Genomic DNA, 19,984 nt, shown 5'->3' with positions numbered 1-19,984 from the left:
GGCGTAGAGTGGCCGACCCCACTCAGGGGCCGCTCCGGGCCGGTCACGGACGGTATGCGCCGAATGCCCGGCGGACGAATCGGGCCGTTCCCGGCCCTCCTGCGCTGGGGCAACATCGGATCACCGGGCGTCGCACCCATACTTTAGGCTGGTCCCATGTCCCCCAAAGGCATCGCCCCAGCCGACAGGATCCCCCGGAACAGCCCCGCCCGCAGGGCCGCGTTCGCGGCGCTCGCCGCGGCCGCCGCGCTCGGCGCCGCCGCGTGCGGCGAGGTGCCCACGGGCACGCTGAACACCCGAGCGGGCTACTCGGTCGCCAGCGACGAAGTGCCCGTCTCGATCTGCCCGAGCGAGGGCGGGCACCGCTTCGAGGGCGACGAGGGGCTGCTGCGCGGCGCGCACTTCGCGCTCCGCGTCGAGTGCGTGGCCTCGTTCGACGAGGTCCCCGCGGACTTCCAGCTGGAGTACCTCATCGGCGAGGACCACCCGATCACCGTGCCGCCGCCGCCCGGGTACGAGTTCACGCTCGTGCAGTTCGCGCCCGAGCCGGGCGTGGAGGCCCCGTACGCGGTGGACGACCTCACCGAGCTCTCCGGGAAGCTCGTCATCGGCTCCGAGGAGTGGGAGTTCGCGGGCACCGCGCCCGTGGCCGGGGCCGCGTACCTGGCGGTCGTCGAGAAGGACGCGCCGGTGACGCTGGAGATGACCGACTCCGAGCGGACCCAGACGATGGACCTGCGCGCGCGCACCCGCGAGGGGCTCGTCCAGGCCCTGTACAACGGGTCCGCGGACACGGTGACCACCGACGTCGTGGAGAACTCCGTCGACGGCTACACGTCGACCGGCTCGTACGAGTACTGGTTCGACGACTGGGTGTACTCCACCGAATTCACCCTCACGCGTGAGGTGTACCAGCCCGGCGAGGGCTGGGTGGCCGAGAACGACGGCGCGGTCCTCGCGCTCCAGTTCGGGTGGCTCCAGTCCGGGTCGGGCCTGGAGTGGAACATCGATCCCGAAGAAGCCCTCGCCGTCGCGGACGCGAACGGGGCGCTGACGGCGGCCTCGGTGGAGCACACGGACGAGGAGTGGGGCGACGGGATCTGGCGCACGTACTTCCTGGAGTACGCGGTCCCGGCCGACAGCCTCGTGTTCACGCTGACGTTCCACCCCGAAGGGCCGGTCGAATGGCCCGAGGAGGGCATCTCGATGCCGATCAGCGGCGACAAGACGCACGAGCTGACCGCCAGCTTCGAGTAGGGGCCCGGTCCGGTCGGACCGGCCCCTCCTCGCTTCCTACGCCTGCTCGCCCTGAATCGAGGCGATGACCGAGTCGAGCTCGTCGGGCTTGACGAGCACGTCGCGGGCCTTCGTGCCCTCCGAGGGGCCGACCACGCCGCGGGTCTCCATGAGGTCCATGAGCCGCCCGGCCTTCGCGAAGCCGACGCGCAGCTTCCTCTGGAGCATCGAGGTCGACCCGAACTGGGTGGTGACGACCTGCTCGATCGCCTGGATGAGCACTTCCAGGTCGTCGCCGATGTCCGGGTCGATCTCGCGCGTCGAGCCGGGCGCGGCGGTGACCTCCTCGATGTACTGGGCGTCCATCTGGGCCTTCGCGTGCGCCACGACCGCCTCGATCTCGTCGTCGGAGACCCACGCGCCCTGGATGCGCTCGGGCTTCGAGGCGCCCATCGGCAGGAACAGGCCGTCGCCGCGGCCCACGAGCTTCTCGGCGCCGGGCTGGTCGAGGATGACCCGCGAATCGGCGAGCGAGGAGGTCGAGAACGCCAGACGGGACGGCACGTTGGCCTTGATGAGGCCCGTGACGACGTCCACGGAGGGCCGCTGGGTGGCGAGCACCAGGTGGATCCCGGCGGCCCGCGCGAGCTGCGTGATGCGCACGACCGAGTCCTCCACGTCGCGGGCCGCGACCATCATCAGGTCGGCCAGCTCGTCGACGATGACCAGCAGGTACGGGTGCGGGCGGAACTCGCGGCCCGACGCCGGGTGCTCCTTCAGCTCCCCGGAGCGGACCTTCCGGTTGAAGTCGTCGACGTGCCGGACGCCCGCCGCCGCGAGGTCCTCGTACCGCATGTCCATCTCCTTGACGACCCATTGCAGCGCGTCCGACGCCTTCTTCGGGTTCGTCACGATCGGGTGGACCAGGTGCGGGATGCCCTCGTAGTTCGACAGCTCGACCCGCTTGGGGTCGATGAGGAGCAGGCGCACCTGCTCGGGCGTGGACCGCACCAGGATCGACGTCAGGAGCGTGTTGATGCACGAGGACTTGCCGGAGCCGGTGGCGCCCGCGATGAGCATGTGCGGGGTCTTCGTCAGGTTCGTGAGGACGTAGCCGCCCTCGACGTCCTTGCCGAGGCCCACGATCATCGGGTGCGCGTCGGCCTGGGCGGTCGGCGAGCGGAGCACGTCGCCGAGGGCCACGTCGTCGCGGTCGGTGTTGGGGATCTCGACGCCGACGGCGCTCTTGCCGGGGATCGGGTTGATGATGCGGATCTCGGCGCTCTTGACGGCGTACGCGATGTTCTTCGAGAGCTGGATGATCCGCTCCACCTTCACCGCCGGGCCCAGCTCCACTTCGTACCGGGTGACCGTGGGGCCGCGCGTGAAGCCGGTGACGGCGGCGTCCACGTTGAACTGCGCGAAGACCTCCTGGAGGGCCGCGATGACGACCTCGTTTGCCTTCGAGCGCTTCTTCGCGGCCGGGCCGGTCGGGAGCATGTCGAGCGGCGGCAGGCGGTAGTCGCCGTCCATCGCGCCGTCCGAGAGGGTCGGCTGCTCCACCTTCTTCGGCGCGGGCGTGTGCTTCGGGGGCTCGCGGACCGGCTCGGGCGCCGCGATCGGCGCGGACCGGCGCGGCGGCGGGGGCTCCTCGTCCTCCTGCCCCAGCTCCGGGACCTCCTCGGGCGCGAGCCGCGGCAGGACCGTGGTGGGCCGGTGGACGCGGCGGGCCTCTTCCTCCTTGAGGCGCTTGGCCTCCCGGCTCTCGGCGCGCGTCATGCGCGGCTCGGCGCCGCCCTCCTCGTCATCATCCTCATACGACTCCACTTTGCCCGTGGCGAGGCCCCACAGGTGCGCGAGCTTCGTCGGCACCTGGTTCAGCGGCGTCGCAGTGACCACGAGGACCCCGAACAGCAGGAGCAGCACCAGGAGCGGGAACGCGACATATGCGGAGACGGCCAGCGCGAGCCCGCCGCCGACGAGCCAGCCGAGCTGCCCGCCCGCGACCATGCGCTCGCCCATGTCGGCGGGGAGCCCGGACATGAGGTGGAGGAGGCCGAGGCTGGAGAGCCAGATCGCGGTCCAGCCGACGAGCGAGCGGCCGTGGGCGCCTTCGGGGGGCGTCTGGCGCATGACGCGGATGCCCCACAGCACCAACAGGACCGGGAGCGCGCGGGTGGCGAGGCCGAGGAGCCAGTCGAGGATGAACGCGAAGCGCTCGCCGACGGGCCCGGCTACGTCGAACCAGACGGCGCACGCGAGGACGATCGCGGTCGCGACGAGGAGGAGCCCGAGGCCGTCGCGGCGGTGCGCGGGGTCGATCTCGCGGGCGGTGGCGGCCTCCTTGCCGACGGAGCGGGCCATCCAGCCGGTGGTGCGGGCGGTGCCGATCCACAGGCCGCGCAGGCCCATGCCGAGGGCTTCGAGGGGACCGGGGATCGCGTCGGCGCGGGTGCGGCGCTTGGCGGCCTTCTTCGCGGTGCGCTTGGCGGCGTTCGCGGTCGTCTTCTTGGCGGGCCTTCGGGCCGCGGTCTTCTTCGCGGCGGTCTGCTTGGCGCCGCTTGAGGAGGCGGTGGGCTTGCGGCGCGCCGCGGGCGCGCTCGACTTGCGGGCGGTGCCGCCCTTGCCGCTCGTCCTGGCCATCATGGCCCTTACGTTACCGCCCGCACGCCGGTCGGCGTTGACGTGAAGGGCTACACGGGAGGGGCTAATGTGACGGCATGTCAAAAACTATCCTGGTCACCGGCGCGGGGCGCGGCCTCGGCCGGACCCTGGCGGAGCGGCTGAGCGCGCGCGGCGACACCGTGATCGCGCACGCCCGCAGCGAGTCGGCGCTCGCGGGTGTGCCGCACGCGAAGGCGCTGGTGGCGGATCTCGCGGAGCCGGGGACCCTGGCGGACGCGGTGGCGGCGGCGGGCGTCGAGCGCCTGGACGCGCTCGTCCACAATGCGGGTGTCCTCAATGTCAACTCCGTGGAGGACGAGACCCTGGAGTGGTGGCAGCGGACGCTCGCGGTGAACGTGGTGGCGGTGGCGGAGCTGACGCGGCTGCTGCTGCCCGCGCTGCGGGCGGCGCGCGGGCACGTGGTGTTCCTGAACTCGGGGGCGGGTCTGAACGCGGCGCCGAAGCTGGCGTCGTACGCGGCGAGCAAGCACGCGCTCAAGGCGATCGCGGACGCGCTGCGCGCGGAGGAGCGCGGGAACGGGCTGCGGGTGACGAGCCTCTATCCGTCGCATTTCGACACGGACATGCAGCGGGGCCTGCGGGACCAGTACGACTCGGACTACGACCCGGCGCGGGCGATGAGCCCGGAGTCGGTGGCCGCCCAGATCACCGCGGTCCTCGACGCCCCGGCCGACATGGTCGTGAACGACCTCCGCTCGGAACCCCCGAACCCGCTCCCGATCAGCCCCAAAAGCTAGTAAATACCACTATAAGCTGATAAATCCCCCTTAAGGGACCCCTGGCGCAACAGTAGCGCGGGGGTACGACAGCGAGGCGGGGCCGCTCCCTCCCGGGAGCGGCCCCGCCGCTTACATGAGACTCACTCAGACATCGGGGCGGAGCCGCCCCGGTCGTTCTCTCATATGCCGAGGCCGGTCGGCCTCAAGTCCGTGCGCCCCTCAAACTTCAAGGACGTGGGGAACGATCATAGGCCGTCGCCGGTACGTGTCGTTGACCCACTTCCCCACAGTGCGCCGCAGGATCTGCTGGAGCTGGTGAGGATCGGTGATCCCGTCCTGCGCGGCGCGCTCCATGGCGTCGCCGATCAGCGGCAGGACCCCGTCGAACGCCTTCGGGTCCTCCGAGAACCCGCGCGCCGACACCGTCGGGCCGCCGACGACCTTGCCGTTCTCGGAGTCGATCACGACCGTCGCGGCGATGAAGCCGCCGTCGCCGAGGACGCGGCGCTCGTTGAGCACCGGCTCGCCGACGTCGCCGACCGACAGGCCGTCGACGTAGATCAGGTTGTTCGGGATGTGCCCGACCAGGCGCGCGCGCCCGTCGATCAGGTCCACCACGTCGCCGTTCTCGATGACGATGACCTGGTCGGCCGGGACGCCCGACTCGATCGCGAGGCGCGCGTGCGCCTGGAGGTGCCGGGCCTCGCCGTGCACCGGGATCATGTTCGAGGGCTTCACGACGTTGAGCACGTACAGCAGCTCCCCCGCGGGGGCGTGCCCGGAGACGTGGACCTTCGCGACGTCCTTGTGGATCACCGTCGCACCCGTGCGCGCCAGGCGGTTGATCACGCCGTACACGGCGGTCTCGTTGCCGGGCACCAGCGACGACGCGAGGATGACCGTGTCGTCGGGCTCGACGGTGATGTGCCGGTGGTCGCCGGAGGCCATGCGGCCCAGGGCGCTCATCGGCTCGCCCTGGGAGCCGGTGCTCATGTAGACGATCTCGTCGGCGGGCAGGCGCACCGCCTCGTCCATGCTCACGATGAGGCCGTCCTGGACGTGCAGGAGGCCGAGGTCGCGCGCGATCGCCATGTTGCGCACCATGGAGCGGCCCACGAACGCGATCTTGCGCCCGTGCGCGTACGACGCGTCCATGACCTGCTGCACGCGGTGCACGTGGCTCGCGAAGGACGCGACGATGATGCGGCCCTTGACGTCCTCGAACAGCTTGTCGAGGACCGCGCCGATCTGGCGCTCGGAGGTCACGAACCCGGGGATCTCCGCGTTCGTGGAGTCCGACAGGAGCAGGTCCACGCCCTGGTCCCCGAGGCGCGCGAACCCGGCGAGGTCGGTGATGCGCCCGTCGAGCGGCAGCTGGTCCATCTTGAAGTCGCCGGTGTGGAGCACCAGGCCGGCCGGGGTGCGCACCGCGACGGCGAGCGCGTCCGGGATGGAGTGGTTGACGGCGAGGAACTCGCACCCGAACGGGCCGAGCTGGAGCGTCTCGTTCTCGGCGACGACGATCCCGGCGGGCTTGATGCGCCGCTCGCGCAGCTTCGCCTCGACGAGCGCGACGGAGAAGCGGGAGCCGACGACGGGGATGTCGTTCTTGTGCTCCAGCAGGAACGGGATCGCGCCGATGTGGTCCTCGTGACCGTGGGTGACGACGATGGCCTCGATGTCGTCGAGGCGGTCGAGGATCGGCGTGAAGTCCGGCAGGATCAGGTCGACGCCGGGCTGGTCGACGTCGGGGAAGAGCACCCCGCAGTCGACGATGAGCAGGCGGCCCTCGTACTCGAAGAGGGTCATGTTGCGGCCGATGGCGCCGAGGCCGCCGAGCGGGATGACCCGGAGGGCCCCGTCGGGGAGGGCGCCGGGTTCGCCGAGGTTCTTGGGTCGGGTCAGGCCCATCGGGCCTCCTTCAGGTCGGCGAGTCGGGCGGCGATGAGGGCGGAGAGGTCGGCGTCGGCGGGGAGCAGCGGCAGGCGCGGCTCCCCCGCGGGCAGGCCCGCGGTGGCGAGGCCGGACTTGACGGCGGCGAGGCCGGGCCCGCTGAAGACCGCGTCGGTCAGCGGCAGCAGGGCGTCGTTGATCGCCTGCGCCTTGGCGGTGTCGCCGTCGTCGAAGGCGTCGAACATCGCGTTGATGTGGCGGCCGACGAGGTGGGCGGTCACGGAGACGACGCCGACCTGGCCGGTGGCGTACGCGGCGAGGTTGAGCTCGTCGACGCCGCAGTAGGCGGCGAGGCCGGTCTGGACGCGGACGCGCTGGGCCTTGACGACGTCGCCGGTGGCGTCCTTGAACGCGATGATGTTCTCGTGCTGCGCGAGGCGCGCGAAGGTGTCCTCGGCGATGCCGAGGACCGAGCGCGGCGGGATGTCGTAGAGCATCGCGGGCAGCGAGACGGCGTCGGCGATGGCCTCGAAGTGGGCGGCGATCCCGGCCTGGGTGGGCTTGTTGTAGTAGGGGGTGACGAGGAGGAGCCCGTGCGCGCCGGCCTTCTCGGCGGCCTGCGCGAGGCGCACCGAGTGGCGGGTGTCGTAGGTGGAGGCGCCCGCGACGACGTGGGCGCGGTCGCCGACGGCTTCGAGGACGGCCTCGATGACCTGGGTCTTCTCGGCGTCGGTGGTGGTGGGCGACTCGCCGGTGGTGCCGTTGAGGACGAGGCCCTCGCAGCCCTGCTCGTCGACGAGGTGGCGCGCGAGGGCGGCCGTGCCGGGGACGTCGAGTTCCCCCGAGGGCGTGAACGGCGTGATCATGGCCGCGAGTGTTCGCCCGAAGGGGCGCGTTGTGTTGCGCATCTGCTTTCACCAATGCTGGTTCCGGCGGCGGGGGCGCTTGCCCGGCCGCTCGTTTCGTATAACTGTCTCAAGTTCGTGGCGCCCGCGGCTCGGAACCGGGCCCCGCGCGGAGGCGGGGGCCGGAGGCTGCGGGCGGTGCGCCTGGCGGCTCTACCCCTCGGTGACGTAGGGGCTGGAGGCGACCTCGGTGCCGTCGTCGAGCTTCGCGATCTGGAAGTCGGCGAAGACGTTCGCGGCCTTGTCCTTGAGCTGCTTGAGGCATTCGACGGCCAGCGCCCGGATCTCGACGTCGGCGTGCTCGGAGGCGCGCATGGCGATGAAGTGCCGCCAGGCGCGGTAGTTGCCGGTCACGACGATGCGGGTCTCGGTGGCGTTGGGGAGGACCGATCGCGCCGCTTGGCGCGCCTGCTTTCGGCGCAGGGTGCCGTTCTTGACGTCGGCGAACTTCTTCTCGAGTCCTTCGAGGAGGTCGTCGTAGGCGCTCTGGGCGGCGTCGGCCGCGGCGAGGAAGCGCTCGTGGAGCTCGGGGTCGTTCGCGATCACTTCGGGCTCGACCATGTGGGCGTCGCGCTCGGGGACGTAGCGCTGCGAGAGCTGGGAGTACGAGAAGTGGCGGTGGCGGATCAGCTCGTGGGTGAGGGAGCGGGAGATGCCGCTGAGGTAGAAGCTGACGGTGCCGTGTTCGAGGACCGAGAGGTGTCCGACTTGGAGGATGTGGTCGAGGTAGCCGGCGTTGGTGGCGGTCTTGGGGTTGGGCTTGGTCCACGACTGGTAGCAGGCGCGGCCGGCGAACTCGGCGAGGGCCTGTCCGCCGTCGGCGTCGGTGTCCCAGGGGACGTCTGCGGGCGCCTCGAAGTGCGTCCAGGCGATGAGTCGGACGTCCATCGGTACGATTTCGGGCATCCCCGCTCCCCCTCGTTCGTGTTCGCTGGCTGTTAGTGCTGGTTCTCGACTCTCTGAGGGTACTCGGCGGCGGAGTGTGGTCCTGCACGCGCCCGGCCGCGGGGTGCGTCGGGGTGTGCCCTGTGGGGCGGGCGGGGCGGGCGCCGCGTCCCGGCTCCAGCGCGCCGCTTGACAGACGTCAGAAATGATGTCATCATGGTGTCATGGACTTGACGCCGTATATCGAATCGCTCCGCCGGAGCCTCACCGCCGCCGCCGCGCCGGGCGGGGAGGACGCCGCGCGGACTGCGGAACTGCTGTCGGAAGCGCTCGACGCGGGTGCGCGCCTGGCGCTCATGGAGGCGCTCTCGGAGGCCGCCGCGGAGATCACCGCCGGGTTGGACCAGGCCGGATCTTCGGCGTCGGTCGATCTGCGGGTGCGCGGCAAGGAGGTCGACCTGCGCGTCAGCGGCGGCGAGACCGCCGAGGCCGCGCCGCCGCCGGCCCCGCCGGTGGACGACGACGTCGCCCGCATCACGCTGCGCCTGCCGGAGTCGCTCAAGGAGGACGTCGAGCGCGTCGCCTCCAAGGACGGCGCGTCGGTCAACGCCTGGCTGGTGCGCGCGATCAACAACGCGGTCCACGCCTCGCGCACGTCGGGGCAGCCCGCTGGCGCGAAGTACAGCCAGCGCATCACCGGCTACGCCCGGGCTTAGGAGCAGCAAGGATGAACGAGTACACCGAATTCACCCACGACGGGCCGGTCACGGCGGCGATCACCCTCGCCGACGGCTCGGTCACCGTCACCGCCCACGAGCTGGACACGGTCCTCGTGGAGGTGAAGCCCGCGCAGCGCCGCTCGGACGGCGACGGCGACGCGGCCGACCTCGCGAGCGTGTCGTTCGAGAACGGGCACCTGCGCGTGGTGGCCCCCGAGAAGGCGCAGAACTGGTTCTTCCGCAAGGAGATCGGCGTGCACCTCTCGGTGAAGGTCCCGGTCCGCTCGGAGGTGTCGGTCAAGACGACGTCGGCGCCGATCAGCCTGCACGGCAAGCTGGGCGCGGTCTCGATCAACACGGTGGCCGGGTCGGCGACCGTGGAGAGCGCGACGAGCGTCAAGGCGAACACCGTGTCGGGTTCGATCAGCGTCATCGACGCGATCGAGGACTTCCGCGCGAACACCGCCTCGGGGCAGGTCAAGGCCGACCACGTCGGCGGGGACTTCTCGGCGAAGACGGTGGCGGGCTCGATCTCGGCCGAGCGGCTGGACTCGAACGCGAACGTGAACACCCTCTCTGGCGGGATCGAGCTGGGCGCGCTGCGCTCCGGTTCGGTCCGGGCGAACACGGTCTCGGGGCGCATCAGCCTCGGCGTGGTCCCGGGCACCGACATCTGGGTGGACCTGGACGCGAAGGCCGGCTCGGTGACCTCGGAGCTGGCGACGGGCGACACGTCCCCGGCGCCGTCGAGCGACGGGACGAGCCTGGAGGTGCGGGCGCGCTCGGTGTCGGGCGACATCTACCTGCACCGCGCGAGCGCGTTCGCGTAGAAGCTTCGATCAACACCCACTAGCGGGCCCGGTCACCTCGGTGGCCGGGCCGCTTCGCGTTCAGACGTAGAAGAACGTGAAGGGGTCCCAGGGGAGGTTGCGGAGGATGAAGAACGCGGCCCAGGCGGAGAGGAACGCGGTGACGACGCCGGGGGTGAGATGGACCGTGGGGAGGCGCCAGGTGAGGCGGGGGAACAGGCGCGGGAGGGCCCAGGCGAGGTACATCCAGGCGAGGAACGGGGCGGCGAAGACGGCCATCATGTGGTGGCGGGCGGCTTCGGGCAGGTTCAGGGTGAGCACGTAGTAGAACGCGCGGGTGCCGCCGCAGCCGGGGCAGTCGAAGCCGGTGGCGAGTTTGAACAGGCACGTGGTGGGGCCGGTGTCGTCGGTGGGGTTCGTGGCGACCACCCCCGCGGCCGCGCCCGCGAAGCAGGTGAGGATGAGCAGCGGCGCGAACCACGGCCGCACGACCATGTCGGCCACCCAGCGTTTGACCGGGTTGCCGCGCCCCGGTTCCGGCTGCTCCGGTTCGGGCCGCGACTCCAGGGTCGCCTCATCGACTGCGCACACGGGTCCTCCTCCCCCACAGACTAACCTCCGCGCGCGAGTGCGCAAAAGCGCTGTTTCGTCTGTTTCGCGGGCTTAGGCTCGGGGGCATGCTGGGTATTGCTCGACGGGTGCTGACCGGTGCCGCCGCGGTGGGAGTGCTGGCCGCCGCCTCCGGGTGCGTCAGGCTCGACCTGGGGCTGGAGGTGCGGCCCGACGACACGGTCGGCGGGGAGTTCACCGCGGCGTGGAGCGACGACTTCCTGGAGCAGGCGCAGGACGAGGGGCTGAGCCGCTCGGAGCTCGACGCGTTCCTGGACGCGCTGCTCGACGGCGTGCCGGGGACCGAGCGGGTGCCGTACCGGGAGGGCGGGTTCACCGGGCAGACCGCGTCGTTCACCGACCGGCCGCTGTCGGACTTCGCGGAGTTCGGCGGCGACGAGTGGGGCTACCTGCGCATCGACCACGACGGGCGCGAGTACGGGCTCGAAGGCTACTGGGACCTGCGCGCGGCCGGGTTCATCGACCCGGAGGCGTTCGAGGACGCCGAGATCCTCATCAGCGTGAACTTCCCGGCCACCGTCACCGAGCACAACGGGGAGCTCGACGGCCGCACCGTCACGTGGCGGATGGTCCCGGGCCAGGACTACGACCTGAACGCGACGGCCGTGGAGAAGAACGGCTGGGCGTTCGTGATCGCCGGGATCGGGTCGGTCGTCGTCATCGGGGCGCTCCTGTGGCTGTGGCAGTGGTTCGCGCTGCGGCGCCACTCCACGGGCCTCACCCGCTGACCCGTCCGCGGGCCCCTCTGCGGACCCGTTAGTTCGCGCACAAACCGTAGTCGCTCCGTGCACGGCCCGTATCCTGGTGAGTCCGTCCGCGTCGCGGAACGATCACGACAACGGGGAGGGCCGTTGACTCAGTACCGCTCGAAGAGCAAGGGCCACAAGGACAAAGAGCCCGGCCTGGAACTGAGCATCGGACAGGTCCTGGCCGCGGCCGGCGCCACCGTCATCGGCGCGCTCCTCGCGAAGGTCCTCAACATCTGGGGCACCGTCGCGGGCACCGCCGTCCTCAGCGTCTGCTCCTCGATCGGCGCGGTCCTCATCCTCCGGGCCATGCGCTCCACCGGCGAGCGCATCAAGTCGCAGATCGCGGCCATGGCCCCCACTGCCCGCGGCAAGGTCACCGCGGCCACGGTCGAGCACGCGGCAGAGCAGGCCCCCGAGACCGGGAGCGCCAGCGCGACCGCGAAGATCCCCGAGACCGCGCAGCTCCACTCCACGCGGGACGAGACCGTCGAGATGGAGGTCCCCGACCTCGAACCCGAGGGCCGCGTCACCGACGTGAACTCCCGCAAGAAGACCGTCCTCGCGATCGCGATCTCCAGCGTCCTCGTCTTCGGCCTCACCGTCGGCACCCTGTTCCTCCTCGGGATCTTCACCGGCGACCCCGGCCGGTTCATCCACGACGACAACCAGGCCACCGTCTCCGACACCCCCGACGAGACCGCCGACACCACCGAGACCGACGCGGTCGACCCGACCGAGAGCGCCTCCGAGGACCCCACCGACTCGGCCACCACCGATGAGCCGACCGGCGACGCGACGCCCTCGGAGTCGACCTCCCCCAGCGACGACGCGTCGACGCCGAGCGAGGAGACCACCACCGAATCCGGGCAGGGCGGCTCCGAGCCGACCCCCAGCACCAGCCCCGAGGAGCAGGCGGGCACCGAGAGCCCCACGGCCTCGGAGTAGACGGCGCGCGAAAAGGCGCCCGCCGTTCTGGCGGGCGCCTTTTCGCGAATACTTCAGTCGAGCAGGTCGTCCAGGCCGACCGTCAGGCCCGGGCGCTTGACGACCTCGCGGATCGCCAGCAGCACGCCCGGCATGAACGACTCGCGGTCGAGCGAGTCGTGGGAGATGACGAACCGCTCGCCGGGCCCGCCGAAGCGGACCTCCTGGCTCGCCACGTACCCGGCCGAGCGGATCGCGTGGACGTGGACGCCGTCGACGTCGGCGCCGCGCGCCCCCATCGGGTCGGTCTCCGTCGCATCCGGCATCCCGTCGAGCCCGGCCTCGGCGCGCGCCGCGGCGATGAGCCGCGCCGTGTGCACGGCCGTGCCCGAAGGCGCGTCGACCTTGCGCGGGTGGTGCGCCTCGATGATCTCGGCGGAGTCGAAGTGCTTCGCGGCCTTCGCCGCGAACTGCATCATCAGGACCGCGCCGATCCCGAAGTTCGGGGCGATCACCGACCCGACCTCCGGGTCCGCGGCGAGGATGCCGCGGGCCGCGTCCAGGCGCTGCGCGTCGAACCCGGACACGCCGACCACGGTGTGGATGCCGCGGTCGGTGCACCACGCGAGGTTGTCCATGACCGTGCCCGGGAGCGTGAAGTCCACGACCACGTCGCATCCGGCGACCTTGTCGAGCGGCTCGTCCCGCACCACCGTCGCCGTCAGCTCCAGGTCGTCCGCGGCGTCCACGGCCTCGCACGTCGCCCGGCCCATCCGGCCGCGGGCGCCGAGCACCCCCACCTTGATCATCGGAAGTCCTTCTCGTCGAACGGCCCCACGGCCGCGATCGTCATCGGCTGCGACAGGATCTCCGCGGACACCGACCGGATCTGCTCCGACGTGACCGCCTCGATGTCCGCCAGCTCCCGCTCCAGGCTCAGGTGCTCGCCGTACAGCAGCTCCGCGCGGCCCAGCGCGTTCATGCGCGAACCGGAGTCCTCCATCGACAGGACCATGCCGCCGCGGCTCATGCCCTTGCCGCGCAGCAGCTCCTCGTCGGTGACGCCCTCGGACGCCATCCGCTCCAGCTCCGCGAGCACGAGCTTGCGCACCTGGTGGACCTTGTCGGGGTTCGACCCGGCGTAGACGCCGAACGAGCCCGTGTCCGCGAAGTACGAGGTGAACGAGTACACCGTGTACGCCAGGCCGCGCTGCTCGCGCACCGACTGGAACAGCCGCGAGGACATGCCGCCGCCGAGGATGTTGTTCATGACCTCGAACGCGTCCTTGCGGGGGTCGTGCCGCGAGAACAGGCGGCAGCCGACCACCAGGTGCGCCTGCTCGGTGTCGTGGCGCTCCACCAGGAGCCGCCGCGGCCCGGGCAGGACCGACTCGTCGTGGCGGCGCTGGCGCGGCACGTCGGCGCCGCCCAGCAGCGGCGCGAACGCCTCCTGCACGAGCTTGACGGTCTCGCCGTGGTCGACGCCGCCCGCGGCGCACACCGTCAGGTTCGGGGCCTGGTAGTGGTGCCGGTAGAAGTCGTTGATCTGCGCGCGCGTCAGCGCCCGCACGGTCTTCGGGTCGCCGGCGATGTCGCGCCCGAGCGCGCCGTTCCCGAACAGCGCCTGGGAGAACAGCTCGTGGACGACGTCGGAGGGCTCGTCCTGGGACGCGGCGATCTCCTCCAGGATCACGTCGCGCTCGACCTCGACGTCGGCGGGCGTCACGAGCGACGCGCACATGGCGTCGCCGAGCACGTCGACGGCGATCGGCAGGTCGTCGTCGAGGACCCGCGCGTAGAAGCAGGTCAGCTCCCGCGCGGTGTACGCGTTCGATTCGCCGCCGACGGCCTCGATCGCCTCGGCGATCTCCGTGGCCGTGCGCTTCGCGGTCCCCTTGAACAGCAGGTGCTCCAGGAAGTGCGAGACGCCGGCGAGCTCGGGGGCCTCATCGCGGGCCCCCACCCCGACCCACACGCCGACGGAAGCCGAGCGCATGGTCGGGACGGTTTCGGTGAGCACACGCAAACCGCCGGGCAGCACGGTCACTCGGACCGTGCCGCCCAGCGGATCGTCGATGAGCGTGCGAGTCTGGGGGCGACTCATCTACTCTTCCGAGCCTCCGGCGTCCTCGGTGCGGCGGGTGCGGCGACGGCGGCGCTCGCCGTCGCGGTCCCCGCCCTCGGAGCGCTCGGAGCGCTCGCCGCGGTCGCGGCGCTCGCCCCGGTCGCCACCGCGCTCGCGGTCGCGGCGCGGACCGCGGTCACCGCGGTCGCCCCGCTCGCCGCGGGACTCCTTGCGCTCGGCCGGGCGGCCCTTCTTGTAGCCCTCGGGCTCCTGGCCCTCCGGGTAGACCTTGTCGAGGTAGATCTTCCCGCGGTTGTCGATGTCGCCGATCTCGACCTCGATCTTGTCGCCGACGCCGAGGACGTCCTCGACCCGCTCGACGCGCTTGCCGTCGCCGACCTTCGAGATGTGCAGGAGGCCGTCGCGGCCCGGCACCAGCGAGATGAACGCGCCGAAGTCGGTGGTCTTGACGACCGTGCCCAGGAACCGGTCGCCCACGTTCGGGAGCGTCGGGTTCGCGATGGCGTTGATCGTCTCGACCGCGGCGGCCGCGGCCTCGCCGTTCTCCGCCGACACGTAGATCGTGCCGTCGTCCTCGACGGTGATGTCCGCGCCCGTGTCGTCCTGGATCTGGTTGATCGTCTGGCCCTTCGGGCCGATGATCGCGCCGATCTTGTCGACGGGGATCTTCAGGGTCGTGATCCGCGGCGCGGTCGAGGCCAGCTCGCCGGGCTCGCTGATCGCGTCGAGCATGACGTCGAGGATCGCGTGGCGGGCGTCGTTGGCCTGCTGGAGCGCCTGCGCCAGCACCTCGGACGGCAGGCCGTCGAGCTTCGTGTCCAGCTGGAGGGCCGTCACGAACTCAGGCGTGCCGGCGACCTTGAAGTCCATGTCGCCGTAGGCGTCCTCGGCGCCGAGGATGTCGGTGAGGGTCACGTACTTGGTGCCCTCGTCGGTCTCCTCGGAGATGAGGCCCATCGCGATGCCCGCGACCGGCGCCTTGATCGGCACGCCCGCGTTCATCAGCGACATCGTGGACGCGCAGACCGAGCCCATCGAGGTCGAGCCGTTCGACGCGAGCGCCTCGGAGACCTGGCGGATCGCGTACGGGAACTCCTCGCGGCTCGGGAGCACCGGCACGAGGGCGCGCTCGGCGAGCGCGCCGTGGCCGATCTCGCGGCGCTTCGGCGAGCCCACGCGGCCGGTCTCGCCGGTCGAGTACGGCGGGAAGTTGTAGTTGTGCATGTAGCGCTTCTTCGAGACCGGCGACAGCGTGTCGATGGCCTGCTCCATGCGCAGCATGTTCAGCGTGGTGACGCCCATGATCTGGGTCTCGCCGCGCTCGAACAGGGCCGAGCCGTGGACGCGCGGCAGGATGCCGGCCTCCGCGCCCAGCGGGCGGATGTACGCGGGGAGGCGGCCGTCGATGCGGACGCCCTCGTTGATGACGCGCTTGCGGACCAGCTTCTTGGTGAGCGAGCGGAGGGCGGCCGACAGCTCGCCTTCGCGGCCCTCGAAGTCGGCGCCGACCTTCTCCAGCATGACGGACTTGACGCGGTCGAGCTCGTCCTGGCGCTCGGTCTTGTCGGCGATCTGGAGCGCCTGGTCCAGCTCGGCGGTCACGGCCGCCTCGACGGCCGCGTAGGCGTCGTCGAGGTAGTCGGGGAAGCGCGGGTAGTCGGCGACGGGCTTGGCGGCGACCGCGGCCAGTTCGGCCTGGGCGCGGACCAGCTCGGCGATGACCGGCTTGACGGCTTCGAGGCCCTCGGCGACGACCTCCTCGGTCGGCTTGGTGCCGCCCGAGGCGATGAGGCTGAGGGTGTTGTCGGTGGCCTCGGCCTCGACCATCATGATCGCGACGTCGCCCGAGTCGAGGACCCGGCCGGTGACGACCATGTCGAACGTGGCCTTCTCGATCTGCTCCAGGGTCGGGAACGCGACCCAGGTGCCGTCGATGAGGACGACGCGGGTCGAGCCCAGCGGGCCCGAGAACGGCAGCCCGGCGAGCTGCGTCGACATGGAGGCGCCGTTCATGGCGACCACGTCGTACTCGTCCTTCGCGTCGACGGCGAGGATCGTGCCGATGACCTGGACCTCGTTGCGCAGGCCCGACACGAAGGACGGGCGCAGGCCGCGGTCGATGAGGCGGCAGATGAGGATCGCGTTCTCGGAGGGGCGGCCCTCGCGGCGGAAGAACGAGCCGGGGATGCGGCCCGCGGCGTACATCCGCTCCTCGATGTCGACGGTGAGCGGGAAGAAGTCGAAGTGGTCCTTCGGGTTCTTCGACGCCGACGTGGTCGAGAGGACCACGGTGTCGTCCATCTGGACGATCGCGGAGCCCTGGGCGAGCTTCGCCAGGCGGCCGGTGCTGAAGTGGATCTTGCGGATGCCGTACTCGCCGTTGTCGATGACGGCGGTGGCGTGGTGATCCCCGAGGTTGTACGCCTCGGGTGTCCGGTCGTTATCGGACATAGAGTGTCGATCTCCTTGTGTAGTTCGGGAAGCGCGTCTCCCGCCACGCTTTCCGGTCTTCGATCGAAGCACTCGGATGTCCTGCCCCCTCGCGGGGTGATCCGGATGCCACTACCGAGGACCGGTGCGGTCTCAGGCGGGCCGCGCCGCGCCTCGCACGAGGCGCTGCGGTGGAGCGTGTTGCTCAACTGCCACCTTACGTTACCCGGCCGACGCGGCGGCAGCCGCGAAGCGAAAGTGAGGCGGGATAACGGCGGCGCCGGGCACGGCGAAGGGAGCGTCCCGGTGCGGGGCGCTCCCTGTCGTCAAGTCTGCGTTTAGGCGTTGTCGCGGATGCCGAGGCGCTCGATGAGGCCGCGGTAGCGCGCGATGTCTTCCTTCTTCAGGTACTTGAGGAGGCGGCGGCGCTTGCCGACCAGCAGCAGCAGGCCACGACGCGAGTGGTGGTCGTGCTTGTGCGTCTGGACGTGAGCCGTGAGCTCCTTGATGCGGTGGGTCAGGATCGCCACCTGCACGTCGGTCGAGCCGGAGTCGCCCTCAGAGGTGGCGTACTCCTTGATGATCTCGGCCTTCTTGACAGCGTCGAGCGCCATGTTCGAACACCCTTCCATTTCGATTCAAGGCCAGTCCGCGGTGTCCAGCAGGCTGGTCGATTGCAACCTTGCCAGGGTAGCAGGGGCGTTACTCCAGCTCCAAGGCCCGGCGGGTGTCTGCGACGTCCGTCTCGATCTGCTTGATCAGCGGCTCCATGCCGGTGAAGGCGACCTGGCCGCGCAGGCGGGCGGTGAAGTCGAGGCGCACGTGCTCGCCGTAGAGGTCGCCGTCGAAGTCGAGGATGTAGGCCTCGACCGTGCGGGCCGAGCCCTGGAAGGTCGGGTTCGTGCCGACGCTGATCGCGGCGGGCAGCCGCTGGGAGCCGCGGCAGAACCAGCCCGCGTAGACGCCGTCGGCGGGGATCGCCATCCCGGCGGGGACGTCGAGGTTCGCGGTCGGGAAGCCGAGCGCCGTGCCGCCGCGGCCCTCGCCGTGGACCACGGTGCCCTCGACGCCGAAGTCGCGGCCGAGGACCTCGGCGGCCGCGGCCACGTCCCCCTCGGCGACGAGCTTGCGCACGCGGGTGGACGAGTACACCTCGTCGTCGGCGGTGAGCGCCTGCGGGAGGACCTCGAAGCCGTACTCGGCGCCGAGTTCGGCGAGGGTCTCGACGTTCCCGGCGGCCTTGTGGCCGAAGCGCCAGTTCTCGCCGACGACGACGGCCTTCGCGTGGAGGCCGCCGACGAGGACGTGGCGCACGAAGTACTCGGGACTGAGCTGCGACAGCTCCTTCGTGAACGGCAGCACGCACACCGCGTCGACGCCGAGCGATTCGAGGAGCTCGATGCGGCGGTCGACGGACGCGAGCTGGGCCGGGACCGCGTGCGGCGCGACCACGGCCGTCGGGTGCGGGTCGAAGGTGACGACGACGCAGCGCGCCTCGCGCTCCGCGGCGGCCTTCGCGGCCGTGCGGACGAGCGCGGCGTGGCCGCGGTGCACGCCGTCGAACACGCCGATCGCGACGACGGATGCGGGCCAGCCCTCGGGAGTCGCGTCTATTCCACGCCAGGTTTCCACGTGGACGATCTTCTCACTGCCGGACGGCGGCGGCCATCCGGACGCGACCGCAGTGAGGGTTCTCGCTCGGCGCCCGTCAGAGCATCATCGACGAGTCGGCGTTGCCGCCCGACGCGAAGATGAGGAGCATCAGGACGCCCACCGCGACCAGGAGGAGGATGCCCAGCAGCAGCCAGGCGTTGCCGGCCAGTTCGGGCTGGCGGGGCTGGTCCTCCGCGAGGACCTGGGGCTCATCGTGTTCGGAGTCCTGCTTCACCGGATCGGTGAGCGTCTGCCGGAACTCCTCTGGCAGTTCACTTGCCGCGTACGAGCTCATGGGTCTCTCCTGACGACGAATTCCGGGTTGCTCCTTCAATTGTCGAGAGACCGTCGGCTATCCGACCGACGTTTCCAGGAATCCGCCTGACAACAACGCGATTTCGCCCTGGTGGAAATTACACGGCCGTGACCGCCCTACCTCGCCGAACGTCCTGTAGCCGACAGAAGTCTCCCCGCGTCACGTAAGACGTGACATCTTCATGTCCAGTACGACCGACAGGAGTCCTGGCATGAACCGCAAGCTCCTCGCGCTGGCCGCCGCCGGCGCCTTCCTCATGGCCGCCGTGGTGCCCGCCCCGGCGCAGGCCGGGGTCACCGGGTGCGTCCGCACCGGCGCCTACACGGTGTGCCGCGCCAACCCGGGCGGCGAGCGCAAGGACAGCACGATCATCAACGAGATCGTCAGGCAGATCAACGCCACCGGCAAGGGCGACACCGTCAGGGCCGCGGTCTACCAGTGGTCGCTGGACCAGCCGGTGACGCCGCTGGCCGAGGCCATGGTCGCCGCCGAGGGCCGCGGGGTCGACGTGCGGGCCGTCGTCGGGCAGCTCAGCTCCAAGCCCACCGCGAACGACCCGGTCATCAGGAAGCTGAAGAACGCGGGCGTGCAGGTCAAGCAGTGCAAGGGCGGGTGCCTGCCGAACGCCGACGGGACCCGCAAGGGCCCCGACCACAACCGGTTCTTCCTCATCGACAAGGGCGGCGAGCCCACGGTGCTCGTGACGAGCCTCAGCTTCGTGCGCTCGCACACGACGCAGGCGAACAACATGCTCGGCGTCCACGGCGACCGGGCGCTGTACGACTTCTACAGCGGGTTCTGGAGCCGCCTGTACGCCGGGAACTGGGACGGGTGGACCGACAAGAACAAGGCGACCACCACCGACCTCGCGCGGGCGTGGGTGTTCCCGCGCGGGCCCGACCCGGTGGCGGAGCAGCTCGGCGAGATCACCAAGTGCGGCGACGGCGACCGGGTCCTGGTGGGGCACGCGAACTTCCAGTCCAACCGGCCCGCGGTGCGCGCGGAGCTCGACCGGATCCAGGGGCTCGGGTGCCAGGTGCGGGTCGTGGTCCTCGACGCTGCCACGAGCAGTCCCGGGTGGCTGGAGGACAAGCTCGGCGCTTCCAATGTGCGCGTGCACGACTCGATGCGGAGCAAGTTCATCGTCGCGGAGGCGTACTTCGGGGGCACCCGCCGTGCGGTGGTGTGGACCGGCACGCACAACCTCCAGGGCAACGCGATGAAGCACGCCGACGACAACCTGCTGCGCGTCTCCAACCAGGCGGTCGCGGACCTGTACGCGGAGTTCTTCCAGGAGCTGTGGCGCGGCGCCAGATAGCGCGAGAGCGGGGAGGGGCACCGGCCC

18 protein-coding genes are annotated in these 19,984 nt (G+C 70.9%); 7 read left to right on the top strand and 11 right to left on the bottom strand.

Features of this window, described 5'->3' with window-relative positions; genetic code table 11:
- Positions 1-156: 156 nt before the first annotated feature.
- Positions 157-1,257 carry a hypothetical protein gene (locus B0I28_RS01640; protein WP_106362066.1) on the top strand — a complete coding sequence of 367 codons (1,101 nt, stop codon included), beginning with the start codon at positions 157-159 and terminating at the stop codon, positions 1,255-1,257.
- A 36-nt stretch (positions 1,258-1,293) separates the two neighbouring features.
- Here B0I28_RS01640 and B0I28_RS01635 read toward each other — a convergent pair whose 3' ends face one another.
- Complete coding sequence (locus B0I28_RS01635) at positions 1,294-3,882, bottom strand: FtsK/SpoIIIE family DNA translocase (RefSeq protein WP_245888845.1); 2,589 nt, start codon at positions 3,880-3,882, stop codon at positions 1,294-1,296.
- A 74-nt stretch (positions 3,883-3,956) separates the two neighbouring features.
- On the opposite strand from B0I28_RS01635, the gene B0I28_RS01630 reads away from it, so the two are divergent.
- The gene (locus tag B0I28_RS01630) at positions 3,957-4,658 is read left to right on the top strand and encodes an SDR family oxidoreductase (RefSeq protein ID WP_106362065.1); all 702 of its coding nucleotides are present in this window, start codon (positions 3,957-3,959) and stop codon (positions 4,656-4,658) included.
- A 201-nt stretch (positions 4,659-4,859) separates the two neighbouring features.
- Here B0I28_RS01630 and B0I28_RS01625 read toward each other — a convergent pair whose 3' ends face one another.
- From B0I28_RS01625 to thyX, 3 genes are all read right to left on the bottom strand, one after another.
- Positions 4,860-6,551 carry a ribonuclease J gene (locus tag B0I28_RS01625; RefSeq protein ID WP_106362064.1) on the bottom strand — a complete coding sequence of 564 codons (1,692 nt, stop codon included), beginning with the start codon at positions 6,549-6,551 and terminating at the stop codon, positions 4,860-4,862.
- On the bottom strand, positions 6,542-7,441 hold the full coding sequence (dapA, locus tag B0I28_RS01620) for a 4-hydroxy-tetrahydrodipicolinate synthase (protein ID WP_106362063.1): 900 nt from the start codon (positions 7,439-7,441) through the stop codon (positions 6,542-6,544). The genes B0I28_RS01625 and dapA overlap by 10 nt, the downstream gene beginning before the upstream one ends.
- A 150-nt stretch (positions 7,442-7,591) precedes the next feature.
- A complete protein-coding gene (gene thyX, locus B0I28_RS01615) occupies positions 7,592-8,344 on the bottom strand; it encodes an FAD-dependent thymidylate synthase (RefSeq protein WP_106362062.1) in 753 nt (250 codons plus the stop codon).
- 203 nt (positions 8,345-8,547) lie between these two features.
- Between thyX and B0I28_RS01610 the strand changes: the two genes are divergently transcribed.
- Complete coding sequence (locus B0I28_RS01610) at positions 8,548-9,039, top strand: hypothetical protein (protein WP_106362061.1); 492 nt, start codon at positions 8,548-8,550, stop codon at positions 9,037-9,039.
- Positions 9,040-9,050: 11 nt separating this feature from the next.
- Complete coding sequence (locus B0I28_RS01605; protein ID WP_106362060.1) at positions 9,051-9,872, top strand: DUF4097 family beta strand repeat-containing protein; 822 nt, start codon at positions 9,051-9,053, stop codon at positions 9,870-9,872.
- A gap of 60 nt (positions 9,873-9,932) precedes the next feature.
- On the opposite strand, the gene B0I28_RS01600 is transcribed toward B0I28_RS01605, so the two are convergent.
- Positions 9,933-10,442 (bottom strand): DUF2752 domain-containing protein, encoded by a 510-nt coding sequence (locus B0I28_RS01600; RefSeq protein WP_219926497.1) that lies wholly within the window; start codon positions 10,440-10,442, stop codon positions 9,933-9,935.
- Between the two features lie 86 nt (positions 10,443-10,528).
- Here B0I28_RS01600 and B0I28_RS01595 point away from each other — a divergent pair, with 86 nt between their 5' ends.
- Both B0I28_RS01595 and B0I28_RS01590 read left to right on the top strand, forming a co-directional pair.
- Positions 10,529-11,209, top strand: a complete 681-nt coding sequence (locus B0I28_RS01595; protein ID WP_146147938.1) for an LppM family (lipo)protein — start codon at positions 10,529-10,531, stop codon at positions 11,207-11,209.
- Positions 11,210-11,332: 123 nt separating this feature from the next.
- Positions 11,333-12,175, top strand: coding sequence for a hypothetical protein (locus B0I28_RS01590; protein WP_106362058.1), 843 nt, complete (start codon positions 11,333-11,335; stop codon positions 12,173-12,175).
- A 53-nt stretch (positions 12,176-12,228) separates the two neighbouring features.
- Here the strand turns inward: B0I28_RS01590 and dapB are convergent, their stop codons facing one another.
- The 6 genes from dapB to B0I28_RS01560 form a co-directional block, all read right to left on the bottom strand.
- Positions 12,229-12,963: a 4-hydroxy-tetrahydrodipicolinate reductase gene (gene dapB, locus B0I28_RS01585; RefSeq protein ID WP_106362057.1), complete on the bottom strand. Its 735-nt coding sequence runs from the start codon at positions 12,961-12,963 to the stop codon at positions 12,229-12,231.
- Positions 12,960-14,258 carry a M16 family metallopeptidase gene (locus tag B0I28_RS01580; protein WP_106362056.1) on the bottom strand — a complete coding sequence of 433 codons (1,299 nt, stop codon included), beginning with the start codon at positions 14,256-14,258 and terminating at the stop codon, positions 12,960-12,962. The genes dapB and B0I28_RS01580 overlap by 4 nt, the downstream gene beginning before the upstream one ends.
- A complete protein-coding gene (locus tag B0I28_RS01575; RefSeq protein WP_106362055.1) occupies positions 14,259-16,691 on the bottom strand; it encodes a polyribonucleotide nucleotidyltransferase in 2,433 nt (810 codons plus the stop codon).
- 317 nt (positions 16,692-17,008) lie between these two features.
- Positions 17,009-17,284, bottom strand: a complete 276-nt coding sequence (gene rpsO / locus B0I28_RS01570; RefSeq protein ID WP_106362054.1) for a 30S ribosomal protein S15 — start codon at positions 17,282-17,284, stop codon at positions 17,009-17,011.
- A gap of 88 nt (positions 17,285-17,372) precedes the next feature.
- Positions 17,373-18,302: a bifunctional riboflavin kinase/FAD synthetase gene (locus B0I28_RS01565; RefSeq protein WP_106362053.1), complete on the bottom strand. Its 930-nt coding sequence runs from the start codon at positions 18,300-18,302 to the stop codon at positions 17,373-17,375.
- 76 nt (positions 18,303-18,378) lie between these two features.
- A complete protein-coding gene (locus B0I28_RS01560) occupies positions 18,379-18,618 on the bottom strand; it encodes a hypothetical protein (protein WP_106362052.1) in 240 nt (79 codons plus the stop codon).
- A gap of 232 nt (positions 18,619-18,850) precedes the next feature.
- On the opposite strand from B0I28_RS01560, the gene B0I28_RS01555 reads away from it, so the two are divergent.
- Complete coding sequence (locus B0I28_RS01555) at positions 18,851-19,957, top strand: phospholipase D-like domain-containing protein (protein ID WP_181245597.1); 1,107 nt, start codon at positions 18,851-18,853, stop codon at positions 19,955-19,957.
- Positions 19,958-19,984: the final 27 nt, after the last annotated feature.

Source organism: Glycomyces artemisiae (assembly GCF_003002955.1).
Lineage (GTDB): Bacteria > Actinomycetota > Actinomycetes > Mycobacteriales > Micromonosporaceae > Glycomyces > Glycomyces artemisiae.
The sequence above is the reverse complement of the archived record's forward strand: the minus strand, read 5'-3'. Positions and strand labels throughout refer to the sequence as shown.

Coding starts and splice junctions, on each gene's coding strand:
- B0I28_RS01640 (WP_106362066.1), top strand. CDS start 157: ATGTCCCCCAAAGGCATCGCCCCAGCCGACAGGATCCCCCGGAACAGC.
- B0I28_RS01635 (WP_245888845.1), bottom strand. CDS start 3,882: ATGATGGCCAGGACGAGCGGCAAGGGCGGCACCGCCCGCAAGTCGAGC.
- B0I28_RS01630 (WP_106362065.1), top strand. CDS start 3,957: ATGTCAAAAACTATCCTGGTCACCGGCGCGGGGCGCGGCCTCGGCCGG.
- B0I28_RS01625 (WP_106362064.1), bottom strand. CDS start 6,551: ATGGGCCTGACCCGACCCAAGAACCTCGGCGAACCCGGCGCCCTCCCC.
- dapA (WP_106362063.1), bottom strand. CDS start 7,441: ATGCGCAACACAACGCGCCCCTTCGGGCGAACACTCGCGGCCATGATC.
- thyX (WP_106362062.1), bottom strand. CDS start 8,344: ATGCCCGAAATCGTACCGATGGACGTCCGACTCATCGCCTGGACGCAC.
- B0I28_RS01610 (WP_106362061.1), top strand. CDS start 8,548: ATGGACTTGACGCCGTATATCGAATCGCTCCGCCGGAGCCTCACCGCC.
- B0I28_RS01605 (WP_106362060.1), top strand. CDS start 9,051: ATGAACGAGTACACCGAATTCACCCACGACGGGCCGGTCACGGCGGCG.
- B0I28_RS01595 (WP_146147938.1), top strand. CDS start 10,529: ATGCTGGGTATTGCTCGACGGGTGCTGACCGGTGCCGCCGCGGTGGGA.
- dapB (WP_106362057.1), bottom strand. CDS start 12,963: ATGATCAAGGTGGGGGTGCTCGGCGCCCGCGGCCGGATGGGCCGGGCG.
- B0I28_RS01580 (WP_106362056.1), bottom strand. CDS start 14,258: ATGAGTCGCCCCCAGACTCGCACGCTCATCGACGATCCGCTGGGCGGC.
- B0I28_RS01575 (WP_106362055.1), bottom strand. CDS start 16,691: ATGTCCGATAACGACCGGACACCCGAGGCGTACAACCTCGGGGATCAC.
- rpsO (WP_106362054.1), bottom strand. CDS start 17,284: ATGGCGCTCGACGCTGTCAAGAAGGCCGAGATCATCAAGGAGTACGCC.
- B0I28_RS01560 (WP_106362052.1), bottom strand. CDS start 18,618: ATGAGCTCGTACGCGGCAAGTGAACTGCCAGAGGAGTTCCGGCAGACG.
- B0I28_RS01555 (WP_181245597.1), top strand. CDS start 18,851: ATGAACCGCAAGCTCCTCGCGCTGGCCGCCGCCGGCGCCTTCCTCATG.